This is a genomic window from Roseibium sp. RKSG952, from assembly GCF_009711355.1.
In genome coordinates this window covers 38,338-53,704 of record NZ_SMMF01000911.1, presented here as the reverse complement: position 1 = coordinate 53,704, position 15,367 = coordinate 38,338, and the positions used below count along the sequence as shown (strand labels likewise).

The 15,367-nt window shown below is 58.5% G+C and carries 12 protein-coding genes and 1 riboswitch; of the genes, 6 read left to right on the top strand and 6 right to left on the bottom strand.

What is annotated here, in order from left to right; genetic code table 11:
• Positions 1-716: 716 nt before the first annotated feature.
• Together E1297_RS18940 and E1297_RS18935 are read left to right on the top strand one after the other, a co-directional pair.
• Positions 717-1,034 (top strand): hypothetical protein, encoded by a 318-nt coding sequence (locus tag E1297_RS18940; RefSeq protein WP_155141106.1) that lies wholly within the window; start codon positions 717-719, stop codon positions 1,032-1,034.
• A gap of 28 nt (positions 1,035-1,062) precedes the next feature.
• Entirely contained in the window at positions 1,063-1,389 is a 327-nt protein-coding gene (locus E1297_RS18935) for a hypothetical protein (protein ID WP_155141104.1), read from the top strand.
• A 329-nt stretch (positions 1,390-1,718) separates the two neighbouring features.
• On the opposite strand, the gene E1297_RS18930 is transcribed toward E1297_RS18935, so the two are convergent.
• Positions 1,719-2,066, bottom strand: coding sequence for a hypothetical protein (locus E1297_RS18930; RefSeq protein WP_155141102.1), 348 nt, complete (start codon positions 2,064-2,066; stop codon positions 1,719-1,721).
• Here E1297_RS18930 and E1297_RS18925 point away from each other — a divergent pair.
• The 3 genes from E1297_RS18925 (at position 2,065) to E1297_RS18915 (ending at position 6,547) form a co-directional block, all read left to right on the top strand.
• Positions 2,065-3,090: an RluA family pseudouridine synthase gene (locus tag E1297_RS18925; protein WP_155141100.1), complete on the top strand. Its 1,026-nt coding sequence runs from the start codon at positions 2,065-2,067 to the stop codon at positions 3,088-3,090. The genes E1297_RS18930 and E1297_RS18925 overlap by 2 nt on opposite strands.
• 185 nt (positions 3,091-3,275) lie before the next feature.
• Positions 3,276-4,163 carry an RNA polymerase sigma factor RpoH gene (gene rpoH / locus E1297_RS18920; RefSeq protein ID WP_155141099.1) on the top strand — a complete coding sequence of 296 codons (888 nt, stop codon included), beginning with the start codon at positions 3,276-3,278 and terminating at the stop codon, positions 4,161-4,163.
• Positions 4,164-4,303: 140 nt separating this feature from the next.
• Positions 4,304-6,547 carry a CHASE2 domain-containing protein gene (locus tag E1297_RS18915; RefSeq protein WP_196223358.1) on the top strand — a complete coding sequence of 748 codons (2,244 nt, stop codon included), beginning with the start codon at positions 4,304-4,306 and terminating at the stop codon, positions 6,545-6,547.
• Positions 6,548-6,594: 47 nt separating this feature from the next.
• Here the strand turns inward: E1297_RS18915 and E1297_RS18910 are convergent, their stop codons facing one another.
• The 4 genes from E1297_RS18910 to E1297_RS18895 form a co-directional block, all read right to left on the bottom strand.
• On the bottom strand, positions 6,595-7,542 hold the full coding sequence (locus E1297_RS18910; RefSeq protein ID WP_155141097.1) for an ABC transporter substrate-binding protein: 948 nt from the start codon (positions 7,540-7,542) through the stop codon (positions 6,595-6,597).
• Between the two features lie 28 nt (positions 7,543-7,570).
• Positions 7,571-8,224 carry an ABC transporter permease gene (locus tag E1297_RS18905; protein ID WP_244327811.1) on the bottom strand — a complete coding sequence of 218 codons (654 nt, stop codon included), beginning with the start codon at positions 8,222-8,224 and terminating at the stop codon, positions 7,571-7,573.
• A 226-nt stretch (positions 8,225-8,450) separates the two neighbouring features.
• Positions 8,451-8,555, bottom strand: a riboswitch (TPP riboswitch).
• 39 nt (positions 8,556-8,594) lie between these two features.
• Complete coding sequence (locus tag E1297_RS18900; RefSeq protein ID WP_155141093.1) at positions 8,595-11,000, bottom strand: hypothetical protein; 2,406 nt, start codon at positions 10,998-11,000, stop codon at positions 8,595-8,597.
• 251 nt (positions 11,001-11,251) lie between these two features.
• On the bottom strand, positions 11,252-12,544 hold the full coding sequence (locus E1297_RS18895) for an adenylosuccinate synthase (RefSeq protein ID WP_155141091.1): 1,293 nt from the start codon (positions 12,542-12,544) through the stop codon (positions 11,252-11,254).
• 223 nt (positions 12,545-12,767) lie between these two features.
• On the opposite strand from E1297_RS18895, the gene E1297_RS18890 reads away from it, so the two are divergent.
• A complete protein-coding gene (locus E1297_RS18890) occupies positions 12,768-13,721 on the top strand; it encodes a DMT family transporter (RefSeq protein WP_209015857.1) in 954 nt (317 codons plus the stop codon).
• Positions 13,722-13,747: 26 nt separating this feature from the next.
• Here E1297_RS18890 and serA read toward each other — a convergent pair whose 3' ends face one another.
• Positions 13,748-15,334 carry a phosphoglycerate dehydrogenase gene (gene serA, locus E1297_RS18885; RefSeq protein WP_155141089.1) on the bottom strand — a complete coding sequence of 529 codons (1,587 nt, stop codon included), beginning with the start codon at positions 15,332-15,334 and terminating at the stop codon, positions 13,748-13,750.
• Positions 15,335-15,367: the final 33 nt, after the last annotated feature.

The window sequence follows — 15,367 nt, the reverse complement described above, 5'->3', positions numbered from 1 at the left end:
TTCAAGGCACATTATGCCTTGGAAGGCCTTTCCTGAAAAAGAAGACTGCAGATTGAGCAGCCAATACTGTGTTGCACTTCACGCCTGAATTCACTCCGCGCCATTCTCATTCGCTTTTGCCGGGTTCTGATCCTTGACCAGGCGATATTCGATTGTTTGAAGGGCCTCGCATCTTCCTGTAACGCCCCCAACACAATAATGACAAATATAAATACGATGCAAAAATCATGTAATTTATTATACTTCGTTTTTTAATACTGATTAATAAAACTATAATTTTGAGTTTTTATTGTATTTACATAATGAAGCCCATAGATAATGTCTTGATACTCAACGATTTCAATTTAGCCTCCGGCATACATGCTACGAGGCATTACGCACACTGCCCCTTGTACTATCATTGACGGTGAAGGAGATTGATCTTGCTTGGGAGAACCTGCAATAGCCCAAGGCGAATTGAGGGCGTGATCTCGACACTTGGCCCAAGTGGAACAGACTCTGCGCATGAAGCCCGCAAGTGCTCCTCCCATGTCCGGTTGTTTCAATCCTTCGCCGACGCCGTTGACCATGCAGAAATCACCAGAAGCTATGCGCTTGTCCCGACCGGATATCTGGATTTCCACGCCGGAGCATTAGGCGATTCCTGGGTCGACACACATTTTAGTCTGCTTGGAAGGATGCATATGGTGGGCCTTTGGGAGAGCGCCACAAAACCAATGTGTCTGGCGATCAACCGCAAGCGTGTGCCAAATACAGGATCAGTCAGGTCAATCGCGTTGCATCCGGCCACGAGCGTTTTTGCCCGGCAGATATGTGGCAACGCCGAGATGACTTTTTTCAATTCAAAACCATTGGCAGTTGAGGCTGCGGCTGCGGGACACTTCGATGCTTGCATCGGGTCGATTGACACGGTCTCCGATCTTCCGCTGCAAGCTGTCAACTTCTTCCGTCCAACGATGGTGTGGACCCTCTATCAATCCGTCCACTCACCGGAAGCCGCAACGCCCTCCCAAGCCAGGGATTTTCAATTTTAGGCAAACAAACGAAGGACCCCTGCTGGCCATGTACCCTGATTGGATCAAGAAACTGCCTCGGATCGAGACACCCTTCGCAGGCACCTTCGGATGGTTGTTGTCCGGACCTCACGGACAGGTCGTGTTCTGGGAATTTCCAGACGGGGCCGAGGTTCCAACGCATCGGCATGGCCCCCAAATGGGGGTCATTCTGCAGGGCAGGACTGCCATGGTGATCGATGGACTGCCCTGCGTATTCAATGCCGGTGAAACCTTTGCCATAGGAGATCAAGTGGAGCATTCCGCCGCCGTGGATCCCGGCACATGCATCATAGAGTTCTATCAGGACCCTGACCGCCACAAGGCACCAGGCTGAGACCCGCGTACATGCTGCGGAAACCATGCCGAATTTACGGCTTCGGTCCGAAAGGTCAGGCCCCGGGGGTGGCCGCTCGAACCGCATTACGGGCATGCGCGTTCACGGAAAAATTCAGGCCATGCTGCGCCACGGGATAGCGTTTATTCGGTTCTCGCCAAAGCCAAGCAAACTATCAAACCGCAATCGACGCCGCAGAAGGGTCTCTGAAGTCCATCGCTGTCGGACCCGGACAAAATCACGCCAAATCGCCCGGGCAGCCCCTTTTACCAACCGCCCGAACTATTGACCCTTTTGATAAGGTTTTCCTCCGGCTCGGGCGGTTGGTATCAAATGCTTGTCCGGGAGAGGATTGCGCCGCTTTCGGCGTCGACACGAACAAGGCTGTCCGCACCATCCGTCCCTTTCACGACAAACAGGATAACACCGTTCCCGGTAGCCATCTGAGTGACCTCACCGCCTGCGGTCACCGCGATTGAAGACGGAAATTCAATTGCCGCTTCAGGGCCACCGCTATTGATCTTGTAGAAGATTGCTGCAAAGACGGCGATAAACCCGACAAACATGATCAGGGACGAGCCGAGCAACAGTCTGCGTAGTTTTACCTGAATGCGCTGCGAGGCTGGATCGAGCGGCGGCTCTTCCCGTTCTTCATCCCTTACGTCCGGCCGAGACATGACAAATATTACTCCTGACGATCCGCACGCGCTTGACGCGGACTTTTCCATAACGGTTTCAAGTGAGGACACCGGCAAACGGCTCGATGCCGTTTTGGCTGGCCAACTGGAAACTTTAAGCCGCAATCGCGTGCAAGCGCTGATCAAGGCCGGTGAAGTCACCGTCGGCGGCGCGAAGATAGTGGAGCCCAAGCACAGGGTCAACGAAGGCGATGCCGTGGTCCTGCGGCTACCTGAAGCAGAGGATCCGGACCCGCAGCCGGAGAACATTCCGCTGTCGATCGTCTACGAAGACGATGCACTGATCGTCGTCGACAAACCGGCCGGACTGGTCGTCCATCCGGGCGCCGGCAACTGGACAGGCACGCTGGTCAACGCGCTGATCCACCATTGCGGCGACAGCCTGTCCGGCGTCGGAGGCGTCAAACGGCCGGGGATTGTTCACCGCATTGACAAGGACACGAGCGGATTGCTGGTGGTTGCCAAGACCGACCGGGCCCATCAGGGACTGTCCGCCCAATTCGCCGATCACGGAAAGACAGGGCCTCTGGAGCGGGCCTATGCCGCCCTCGTCTGGGGCGCGCCGTCAGGTCTCAAGGGCACGGTGAACGCGAACCTTGCCCGGTCTCAGGCCAATCGCCAGAAGATTGCAGTGGTCAAGACTGCCGGGCGGCACGCCGTTACCCATTGGCAGATCCAGGAGCGGTTCGGCCCCAAAGACCAGAACCCGCTCGCAAGCCTGATCGAATGCCGGCTTGAAACCGGCCGCACACACCAGATCCGGGTGCACATGGCGCATATCGGCCATCCCCTGATCGGGGATCAGGACTATGGCTCGGGCTTCAAAACGAAAACCAATCGTCTGGATGAACCGCTCAAAAGCGTTGTGAACCGATTCTCCCGTCAGGCCCTCCATGCCGGACTACTGGCCTTCGAGCATCCGATTTCGGGAGAAACGCTCCGCTTCACAAGCCCCTACCCATCTGATTTCAATGAACTTTTACAAACATTACGAAGTTTTTAGAACATGATTCCAGCTTTTTTCCATGTAATCGGTTAGAACCTACTTATATTAGCGGGGCTGGCGTGCCGGACCCGGACGCCGGAACAAGGATGTCTGCCTTGAAAGCTGCGTCCGGCTGTCGCGTCAGGAAGCCGGGAAAGCCCGTCGATGGGGGACGTCAAACTGGGAGAAAGGGGGCGCATCTGATGGCCCAGAATATACCTATGCTCACAGCGGGGGAAGGCGGCCTGAGCCGTTACCTCGATGAGATCCGCAAGTTTCCGATGCTCCAGCCGCAGGAAGAGTATATGCTCGCCAAGCGCTACAAGGAGCACGAAGATCCAGAAGCCGCAGAACGGCTCGTCAACTCTCATCTGCGCCTCGTTGCCAAGATCGCCATGGGATACCGCGGTTATGGCCTGCCCATTGCCGAAGTGGTTTCCGAAGGCAATGTCGGCTTGATGCAGGCCGTCAAAAGATTTGAGCCGGACAAGGGTTTCCGTCTGGCGACCTACGCCATGTGGTGGATCAAGGCTGCCATTCAGGAGTACATCCTGCGCTCCTGGTCGCTCGTCAAGATGGGCACAACGGCCAACCAGAAACGGCTGTTCTTCAACCTGCGCCGCCTGAAAGGCAAGATCCAGGCACTGGACGAAGGCGATCTGAAGCCCGATCAGGTGCAGGAGATCGCCACCCGGCTTGGCGTTTCCGAAGATGAAGTGATCTCCATGAACCGCCGGCTTGGCGGGGATGCCAGCCTGAACGCCCCGGTACGCGCCGAAGCAGATGCCGGCGAGTGGCAGGATTGGCTGGTCGACGAGGGCGATAGTCAGGAGACCATTCTCGCCAATCAGGAAGAACTCGATGTGCGCCGCAAGTTGCTCAGCAATGCGATGGATGTCCTGAACGAACGGGAACGGCGGATTTTCGAGGCCCGGCGCCTGTCCGAAGACCCCATGACACTTGAAGACCTGTCCGGTGAATTTGGTGTCAGCCGCGAACGTGTCCGCCAGATTGAAGTCCGGGCGTTCGAAAAAGTTCAAAAAGCTGTCCGGAACAGCGCCAAGGCGCTTGAAGCACCGGCGATGATGTAGAACATCCGGGCAATTCAGTTTTCTGCGAAAGGCGGTCCGGGTGACCGCCTTTTTCATATGCGCGCACCAAACTAACGCTGCGTCTTGAAGGCATTCAACAAGGCGCATAGGCTAATCCGGATTTCATCCGGAATAGTGTTATGCGGACGGTGCTCAGACGATTTTCTGGAAAGCGTTTCCTGATCGGGGTCGTGGCAACGGCCCTTCTCGCACTTCTGACGCTGTACCGCGTTGCGAATCCCGAGCTGTTGACCGCCATTCGCGAACTGACCTTTGATGCCTATCAACGGTTTGCGCCGCGGGAGTATCAACCGGTGCCGGTCCGGATCGTCGACATCGACGAAAACGCAATCGGGCAATATGGACAGTGGCCCTGGCCAAGAACACGGCTTGCCGAAGTTGTCCGCAATCTCGATGAACTGGGGGCTGCGGTCATCGCGTTTGATATTGTTTTCAGTGAACCCGACCGAACGTCTCCTGCCAGGCTGAGTGAAAACTTTCATTCCCATGATCTCAGCAGCGTCGTGCATCTTCTTGAAGCCTTGCCGGATCATGATCTCGTTTTTGCGGACATGATCTCGCAAGCCCCCGTCGTGCTGGGGTTCGCGCTGGTGCCCGATGTCAGCGGGGGAAAACCGTCCGTCAAGGCCGGCTTTGCCTTCGGCGGCGACAATCCTGCAAATGTCCTTCCGCCATTCCTGTCGGCCCTGCCCAACCTCCCGGTTCTCGAGGGGGCTGCGAGCGGAGTTGGCGGAATGTCTCTGGCCCATAGCGATATGGGTGGAATCGTGCGCAGAATCCCCTTGCTGTTCAGCGATGGATCACAGGTCTATCCAGGCCTCGCCACCGAGGCGCTCCGGGTCGCGCAAGGTGCAAGCGGCTTGCTCGTCCGCTCCACCGGAGCCAGCGGAGAAATCAGGGGCGCAATACCCGCGGTAACCGACGTAAAGGTTGGCGCATTCGAGATCCCGACCAACCGCCACGGTGAAATGTGGATCCATTTCGACGAGGACCGGCCAGACCGCTATGTGTCTGTCGCGGCCATCCTCGACCCTTCACAGCATGCCCGGGTCAGACCACTGGTCGAAGGTCATATCATATTCGTCGGCACCTCGGCCGCCGGACTTCTGGATATCCGGGCAACCCCCCTCGGCGAGGTCGTACCGGGCGTTTCCATCCATGCGCAGGCCGCCGAGCAAATGATCGGTGGGCACTTTATTGAGCGCCCCGACTGGGCCAATGGCGCGGAAATCCTTGGCACCTTCCTCCTCGGCGCCATCACGATCGCCGCTCTGCCGGTCCTCGGCGGGATCGCAACGGCCGCACTTGGCGGCATCCTGGTCATGCTGGTTGTCGGCGTGTCGATCTTTGCCTTTTCCGATTTCGGAATACTGATTGACCCGGTTTATCCAAGCCTGTCCGCGTTCATCATTTTCGCCTTCTCGACATTGTTGCTCTACATCTTCACGCTTAGAGAAAAACGTTTTGTCCGTCAGGCTTTTGGCCAATATCTCTCGCCGCACCTGGTTTCACAGCTCGAGAAGTCTCCCGAACAGCTGACACTTGGCGGCGAAATGCGCGACATGACCATCCTGTTCATGGACATCCGCGGCTTCACCCCAATCTCGGAACAGCTGACCCCCACCGAACTTGTCCGGTTCCTGAACGCTTTGCTTTCTCCTCTCTCCAATGCCATTCAGGCCGAAGACGGCACCATCGACAAGTATATCGGGGACAGCATCATGGCATTCTGGAACGCACCGCTTGCGATCCCGAACCACGCAGAACATGCCTGCCGCGCGGCATTGAAAATGCTGCGGGTTGTCGACCGGCTCAACGGAGAGGATAGCTTCGGCTTCAAGGCCCGCGCCCTGAAGACACAAACCGTACAGATCGGGATCGGTCTCAATTCGGGCGAAGCCTGTGTCGGCAATATGGGGTCAGACAACCGGTTCAACTATTCGGTCATCGGAGACGCCGTAAATGTCGCATCGAGGATCGAGTCCAGTTGCAAGGCCGTCGGTGCGGACCTTCTCGTGTCCGATGCCACCCGAGACGCTGCCCCGATGTTTGCCTATCTTGAGGCGGGGGAGATATCGCTCAAGGGCAAATCCCGGCCGGTCAAATTGTTTGCACTCGTTGGAGACGAGGTTTTCGCACAATCCGAGCCCTTCCGGACGCTTCAAGACTGTCATCTGGAGCTCATAGCGGCCGATACCGAAGGCAGCCCGGAAGCCGCTCTCAGGAAACTCTGGCCATGCCGCCGGGCTGCGCCCCGAAAACTCGCGGCATTTTACGATCGTTTCGAGGAGCGTCTCCGCGAAAACGCAAAAAGGCCAGCAGATCCGGACCGGTCGGAACCCGGACAAAGCGCCGCCCGCTAATCCCGTTGTCAGGATCTCGCGGGCAGCACCCGTTCAAGGCTCAGGCCTTAGCGGATTTCGACCGCATATGTGTCGACCGGCACGACTTCATCAATCAAGCCGTTTTCATGCATGAACTCGGCGAACCGCTGATAGCGGCCCTCATCGAGTGCGGCCGGGCGCTTGGCAAACCGCGGCAAGGTATCGACCCAGGCGCGGCTGTTCAGCTCGTCGTTGAGGTTCGGATAGGCCTCGATGAACGCGTTCCAGGCTTCGTCCGGATGATTGGTCAGATAAATCGTCGCCGCTTCGATTGCCGCCATGAACTTGGCATAGCGCGGATCATCGACCTTGTCCTTGTGAACCACATAGATCAGTTCGTCGAAGATCGGCACACCGTTTTCTTCCGGATAAAATGCCTTACCTTCCTTGCCTTCGATCTCGATCTGCGTCAGTTCGAAATTCCGGTAGGCCCCGATCACGGCATCGACCTGACCGGACATGAGCGAGGGAGACAGGGCGAAGTTGACATTGATCAGCTCAACGTCATTCACCGACAGGCCGACGGACTTCAGCATCTGCGACAGCATGGCGTCTTCAAAACCGGAGACGGAAAAGCCGATCTTCTTGCCTTTGAGATCAGACAGTTCCTTGATCGGACCGTCCTTCAACACGATCAGGGAGTTGAGCGGCGTCTCCACCAAGGTGCCGATGCGGGCAACCGGCAAGCCTTCATTGATCTGCGCATGCAGGGTCGGCTGGTAGGAAACCGCGATATCCCCCTGTCCGGCGGCGACAAGCTTCGGCGGCATTGCCGGATCAGCCGGCTCGATAAATTCGACTTCAATCCCCTCGGCTTCAAAGAAGCCCTTGGCTTGCGCGGTGATCAAGGGGGCATGATCCGGGTTGGTAAACCAGTCCAGCAGGACGGTCAGCTTTTCCGCAGCCTGAGCCGATGCGGATAGTCCGACGGTCAATGCGGCTGCGCACAACGCGCCGAGCAGGCGTTTTTTCATCAGTATCCTCCAAATGGATTTGGGCAGATCAATCCTCGACCTGCCAGGGAACTAGAAAACGTGTGAGATGGTCGACCAGAAAGCGCAGGATCAGCACCATGATGGCCAACAGAATGAGCGCTGCAAACATGACGTCGGTCTGCATGCGTGCGTTGCTCTGAAGCATGATGAAGGCAAGCCCGCCCTTGGCCCCGACCCATTCACCAACAATGGCGCCAATCGGTGCAAAGACTGCGGCAATGCGCATGCCGGAGGCAAGGGCCGGAAGCCCGGCGGGGATCCGGAAGTACAACAGCTCCTTCCAGCGCGGCAAACGGTAGAGCCGGGCAAGGTCCGTGAGACCGGGATCGGCCCGGCGCAAGCCGTCATAGAAGGTCGAGGTCACCGCGAAAAAGATGACCAGCACCGCCATCACGATCTTGGATGCGAGACCGAAGCCAAGCCACAAGACCAAAATCGGAGCAATTGCAAAAACCGGCAACGCCTGGGTGACCAACACGGCAGGCAGGAGTCCCCTGCGGAAAAGCGGAAACAACCACATCATGATTGCCAAAACAGTGCCGGCTGTCACGCCGCAGATAAATCCCAAAACGGTTTCAAAGGCCGTGATGGACGCATGATGCAAAAGAAAACCGCTTTGAGAAAGGAACGCATCCGCTACACGCATGGGACCGGGAAGCATGAATGGTGGGAGCGCGAAAATCCGGACCACGGCTTCCCAGATGCCGATTGCAAGCGCGAGCCCCAAGCCGACCCTCACCAATCGCAATATGACCTGGCGCAATGCGTTTTGTGAAAACGGAATGCGGCCTGCCTGATCGGTGCCAAGACTGGCGTTCAGTTTCAACACGCTGGATCCCCCCGCGCTGGCCCCGACTGGCTCAGCGTTCGATATTGGAGATCCGGGAAAGGCTAAAGGCTTCCGTCCCTTCGCCGGCATGACCCGGATCAGGTTCTAAGGGTTCGGCTATGAGCCATCTCAGTTCCGCTGCGGAACACCCCTCGGACCGGGGCAAACCATGCCCCGGTGTTTCATGAATTGCAAGTCATTCCTATTGAGGCTGCCATGCAGCGACCGCCTGTTCAACAAGCTCGGTGCCCGTCGGTCCTTTTTCCAAGGTCAGGATTCCGCGTTTGCCCGTATCGAACAGCATCGGGATGTCGATCCAGCCGCGGTCACTGAGGAGCCCCATGTTGCGTTCGCGCTCGCTCGCCAGACTGGAAAGGGCGATCCAGAAATAGCCTTCCGAGACCTTGACCGATGCTCCGAGCAGGGCATCTCCGCGCGCTTCTTCCGTCGGCTTCATCACCAGCCCCGGGACATTCACGACATCACCGGAGGAGAAGTTTTCCGGGAAATCATACCGGATTTCGACCAGGTGGCTCGCTGGCAAAGAGCTGTCGTCATTCGGCTTGATGCGAAGATTGACACTCAGATCGCGTTCAGGGATGCGGATAGCGGCGGCCAGGACCTCTTGCGAACGGCCCTGGATATCGGTTTCACTTTCCAGCGACCAGACAACCTCGCCATTCGATGCTGTTCCCGAACCGTTTGCCTGTTCGCCTTCCTCATAGAGGATCGACCGCTGTGACCCCAAAAGGGCTGGCGTTTCCGTTGCACCTGAAAGAGCCTGTGTCGGATCATCAATTGTGCTCGGGCTGGTCAGGGCCGCGATTTGCGCATCCGGTGCTTGCGGCACCCTGTCTTCGGTCGCAGGTGCCTGTGCCGCAGATGCCGTATCAGGCTCGACCGCAGCTTCAAGATCCTGCGGCGTAATCAGCGTGGTCGTGACAGTGCGCGCATCGGGGGCGGCCGCAGGCTCCCCATTTGCATCCAGAAGCCTGTCGGCGTTCTTGGCGGGTTCGGGGGCCGCAGGTGCCGTTGGCGTTGGTGATGGCGCTACGGAGGCTGTCTCGGCGGGCTCTGCAGGCTCAACACTGTCGGCAGTGTCAGGAGCCATTGCAACGGTTTGCTGGTCATCGCCAAAAATCAGCGCGGCAATCACGGCGCGCTGCAGGTACACCACACCCAAAATGCCGATGCCAACCAGAATGACGACCATGATCAGGAAAAGCGACACAATCGAGCGGCCACTGCTTTGACCGATCGAGCCGGAAGCCGGTTTTGTCTGCTTTTTCCTTTGGGCCCCAGGCGTCACGCCCGGGATCTTGCCGGCCTTTTTTTCCGCACTTGCTGTGCCGGCACTTTCGTTTGCCGCGCCGGTCTTGCTATTTGCAGGGTCCGATTTGGGCGTCGGCTTGGCGGCTGTAAGAACGGGTTCCTTGCGCTCACCCTTTGCGCCAGCTGCCGCAGCCGCCATATCCTGTTTGCTCGACTCGGCCGCCTTGTGGGTGGCCGTTCCAAGCTTTTGCGCAGCTTCAATGGTGTCCTTCAGCGGCGAAGGTGCTTTTTTAGGCGGCTGGACCTGTGACTGTGGAGCCGCCGCTTGCGGCTGAGCCGGTTTGGATACAGCAGGCTCGGGCGCAGAGGACTTCTCCGGGCCGGACTTTTGCGGTGCTGCTGGCTGAGCAGCCGCTTTTTGTGCAGCATCCGTTTTTTGGGGGGCCGCAGCCTCAACTTTCGGGCTTGGATCCTGCTTCGCGGGAGCCTGTTTGTTCTGCTTTGGATCTGCAGGTTGTTTGGGCGCTGCAGCAGCCTTGGCCTGTTCGGCTTGGGCTTTTTGCTGTGGTTCCGCTGCCGGTTTCGGGGCGGGTCCGGCCGCCGGCTTCTCGGCAGGGTGTTTGGGAGCGCTAGGCCCGGCCTTGGCCGCTGCCGGAGCGGAGCCCGGCTTCACCGCTTGCGCGGCTGGTTTCCCTGAAGCGGCTTCCTGAGGCTTCTGCGGCTTTCCTTCGCCAGCCTGCGCATCCGGTTTGGGGCGCGGCGCTTGGGGTTCAGCGGCCTTCGCCGGGGCCGGCTTTCCCGGTTCGGCCGTTGGCTGCTTAGGCTCGGCTGGTGTTGCCGCAGCCTTTGGAGCGTTGGCAGGAGCCTGCGGTTTCGCCTCGGCTTTCGGCTCCGGTTTGGCAGCGTGTGCTGGAGCCGGCGCCTGCTCCGCAGGTTTGGGCGCGGGATCCGGCGCAGCCGGTTTGGCGCTGGCCGGCGAATTTTGTTTTGTAGCTTGAGGCTCGGCCTTCGGCTGAGGGGCAGCCTCTTTGGGGGGCGGGGCCGCTTCAGCTTTCGGCTGTTCGGTTTTGGGCTGTTCGGCTTCCGATGCGGCCGGTTTGGAGACCGGGGCCAGTCCAAGCACCTCGCGCGCTGCTTCGGCTTCTACCTTGCGAATGGCCTCTTCAAGGCGCAGCTGCTCCGCAGTAATCTCGCTTGGGGACAGGGGCGGTTCGTAGGCCTTGAGCTGATTTACAATCGCATTTCGGGCTCTCGTGTAAACGCTGCGGCGCGCGGCACCGTTGTTTTCGGGGAGCGCCGAAATCGTTTTTTTCAAGATCGTGTAATAGTCAGCCATCGTCCTGCCTGTCGGCCATTTGCCGGGTGAATAGTTGCCCCGCTAAAGAATTATATCAAGACGCGCTAAGATCGAACCCCTCATGGTTCTGATTAGCTTGTTCCCGGACCGGATTTTGTCTACCCGGGCCGGAGGCTCCGCATCCAAACATCTCGCTACATCAGCAAGCAGCTGTGACCGTGCGGGGGGCTGAACCACAGCCCCCAACCCGGGCCTGCAGCTCTTGCTGCTGCAAGCAATCCTCTAAAGGCTTAATCCTGAAAAGGATTCTGGACGAGGATCGTATCGTCACGTTCCGGACTTGTCGACAGCAAGGCGACAGGCGCCCCGATCAATTCCTCAACCCGGCGCACATACTTGATGGCCTGAGCCGGCAAATCGACCCAGGACCGCGCGCCTTCAGTGGATTCTTTCCACCCCGGCATGGTTTCGTAGATCGGAACAACCCGCTCCTGCGCGCCTTGCGAAGCAGGCAGATAATCGATTCGCTCGCCGTCCAGTTCATAGCCAACGCAGATCTTGATCTCGTCGAGGCCATCAAGAACATCAAGCTTGGTGAGAGCGATGCCGTTGATACCGGAGGTGCACACGGTCTGACGCACCAGAACAGCATCAAACCATCCGCACCGGCGGCGGCGGCCGGTAACGGTTCCGAATTCGTGACCGCGGGTCCCGAGGAATTCGCCGACCTCATTGTCCTGCTCGGTCGGGAAAGGACCCTCGCCGACACGCGTTGTGTAGGCCTTGGTGATCCCGAGAACATAGCCGACAGAACCCGGCCCGAGACCACAGCCTGTCGCCGCCTGCCCGGCCACGGTGTTGGACGACGTCACGAACGGATAGGTACCGTGATCGATGTCGAGCAAGGCGCCTTGGGCACCTTCAAACAGGATCCGCTTGCCTGCGCGGCGTTGATCGTCCAGCAGTTTCCAGACCGTGTCGACAAACGGCAAGACCTGATCGGCAACGCTTGCCAGCTCGTCATAGATCGCCTGTGCGGAGATTTCATCCTGGCCCAGACCACGGCGCAGCGCATTGTGATGCACCAGCATCCGGTCGATCTTGCCCGGCAACGTGGTCAGATTCTTCAGATCCATCAAGCGGATTGCGCGACGTCCGACCTTGTCCTCGTAAGCCGGGCCAATGCCCCGCTTTGTCGTGCCGATCCTGGTACCGGTGTTTGAGCTTTCTCGCAAGGCGTCGAGTTCACGGTGCAAAGACAGGATCAGCGTCGCGTTTTCGGCAATGCGAAGCGTTTCCGCAGTCACGACAACACCCTGTTCCCCGAGGCGGGTGATCTCTTCGACAAGGGCATGCGGATCGAGAACGACGCCGTTCCCGATCACAGAGAGCTTGCCTTCGCGCGCAACCCCGGACGGCAACAGCGACAATTTGTAGGACACGCCGTCAATGACCAGGGTGTGGCCTGCATTGTGCCCGCCCTGAAAGCGCACAATGACGTCAGCCTGTTCGGACAGCCAGTCGACGATTTTTCCTTTTCCCTCGTCACCCCACTGCGAACCGACGACAACAACATTGGCCATGAAGACAACGCCCTCCTGAAGCGAAACAGCCCCGAAACACAAAGCAAAACCGGAGCACAAACACATCAAGCCCCGGGCCATACCGCCCGGGGCAAACGCGGCGGACTATATCCATTCACTCCCGAACTTGCGAGCCCCCTAAGACCCGAATTTCATGACAATTTGGCATTTCGCTGGCTCGACGCACGGGTTCGGATCGCAAAACGGGTGTCCGGGTTATAAAATGGCAGATACGCCTGTGTCCGCAGCAAGACAACAAGCGGGGCAACGCATGATGAGCCGGTGGAACTGGATCCTTCTTTTTCTTCTTGGGGGGATATGGGGCGCATCATTCCTGTTTGCGAAAATCGCCGTCACGCAGATCCCGCCGCTGATGCTTGTTTTCCTGCGCGTTGCCCTGGCATGTGGGGCGCTACACGTGATCCTGCGCTTCAGCGGCCACAAGTTTCCGGTGACCCCTTCCATGCTGATCTCATTTCTCGTGATGGGTTTATTGAACAATGCCGTCCCGTTTTCCCTGCTGTTTTGGGGGCAGACGGCGATCGGCGCCGGGCTGGCCGCGATCCTGAATGCCACAACGCCTCTGTTCACATTTCTTGTTGCAGCGCTGCTTTTGCGGCAGGAACCGGTCCGGCCTCATCGCGCCGTTGGCGTCCTGTTCGGTTTTGCAGGCATCGTGCTGATGCTATCGGCCAGCCTGTCAGGTCTGGATGCGGCTCCGTTCCGGGCACAGCTCGCGTGCCTTGGAGCCGCCTGTTCCTATGCCTTTGCCGCCGCCTATGCAAAACGCTTCTCGGGGCTGCCGCCACTTGTGTCGGCAACCGGACAATTAACCGGCTCGACGCTCTCGATGTTCCCGGCCGCATTGCTGACGACCGGATCCTGGTCGTCGGCGGACGTCAGCTATGACGTTTGGGGATATGTCGCAGCCCTTGGCCTTGTGGCGACCGGCCTCGCCTATCTGATTTATTTCCGACTGTTGGCCGACGCCGGTGCGACAAATGCCTCTCTGGTCACTTTTCTGGTACCCGCCAGCGCCATCCTGCTCGGACATGTCGTTCTGGAGGAAGGACTGACACAGATCCAGATGGGCGGTCTCGGATTGCTTCTTGCCGGCCTGCTCGTGCTCGATGGCCGATTGCTTGCACTGGTCAGGCGGCCGGAACAATTCCGCTGATCCGGCCGCTGAAGCTCTCATATGGATCAAAACCTCAATGGTTTGACCTGCTTGACATGAGTGACGGCCTGCAACCGGTCGAGCACGCTCTGCGGAACAGGTTCGTCCACTTCAATCAGACAGATGGCATCACCGCCAGCAGTCAAACGGCCCAGGTTGAACGTCGCGATGTTGACATCGTGACTGCCGAGCTCCATGCCGAGGTGGCCGATAAAGCCGGGTTTGTCCTCATTGGTGATGTAGAGCATATGGCGCCCGAGTTCGGCTTCCATATTGATGCCCTTCACCTGAATGATCCGGGGCTTGCCGTCAGCAAAGACGGTTCCCGCGACAGACTTTTCCTGACGCTCGGTGGACACCGTGAGACGGATATAGGTTTCGTAAGCGCCTTGTTGTTCACGGCGAACCTCTTCAACGGCAATACCCCGGCTTCTGGCCAGGGTCGGCGCGGACACCATGTTCACGGTTTGCAGAAGCGGCGTGAGCAGGCCGGTCAGGGCGGCAGCCGTCAATGCATTGGTATTCATCTCTGCAACAGCGCCGGAAAACTCCAGCCGCACCTTCTTGATCGCCGTTTCCGTCAATTGGCCTGCAAATGACCCGAGCTGTTCGGCAAGGCGCACATAGGGCGTCAGTTTCGGTGCTTCCTCTGCCGAGATCGACGGCATGTTCAACGCGTTGGTCACAGCACCGTCGAGCAAAAAGTCGCACATCTGCTCGGCCACCTGAAGCGCGACATTTTCCTGTGCCTCATTGGTCGATGCCCCAAGATGAGGGGTCGACACAAAATTCGGGGCCCCGAACAGAATATTTTCCCGTGCCGGTTCCTCGACAAACACGTCAAAGGCCGCGCCTGCGAGGTATCCACTTTCGAGTGCTGCGCGCACCGCATGCTCGTCGGCAAGTCCGCCGCGAGCGCAATTGACCAGATAGGCACCGCGTTTCATTTTCGAAATGGCGGCAGCATCAATGATGTTCCGGGTCTTGTCGGTCAGCGGTGTATGCAGAGTGATGAAATCGGCCCGCGGCAGCAAATCCTCCAGATCGACTTTCTCAACGCCGAGCGCCAGGGCGCGCTCGGGCGTCAGATACGGGTCGAAGGCGAGCACCTTCATGCGCAAGCCAAGCGCGCGATCCGCGACAATCGAACCGATATTGCCGCAGCCGATCAAGCCCAGCGTCTTGCCGGACACCTCCGTGCCCATGAACTTCGACTTTTCCCATTTTCCGGACTGGGTCGAGGCATCAGCGGCGGGGATTTGCCGGGCAACGGCCATCATCATGGCAATTGCATGTTCGGCCGTGGTGATGGCATTACCGAACGGCGTGTTCATGACAATAATGCCGCGTTCGGTCGCCTTCGGTATATCGACATTGTCAACGCCAATGCCCGCCCGTCCGATCACCTTGAGCCGGCCGGCCGCCGCAATGACCTTCTCGGTCGCCTTGGTTGCCGAGCGGATGGCCAAGCCATCATAGCGTCCTATGACGGACAGCAAGGCGTCCTTGTCCTTGCCGAGCTCGGGCTTGAAGTCGACATCGATACCGCGGTCCTCAAATATCTTGACCGCAGCCTCGGACAGCTTGTCCGAGATCAGTACTTTCGGAGCCATGTGTTACTCCCTTGTCTGGATAAACCCGGCGCG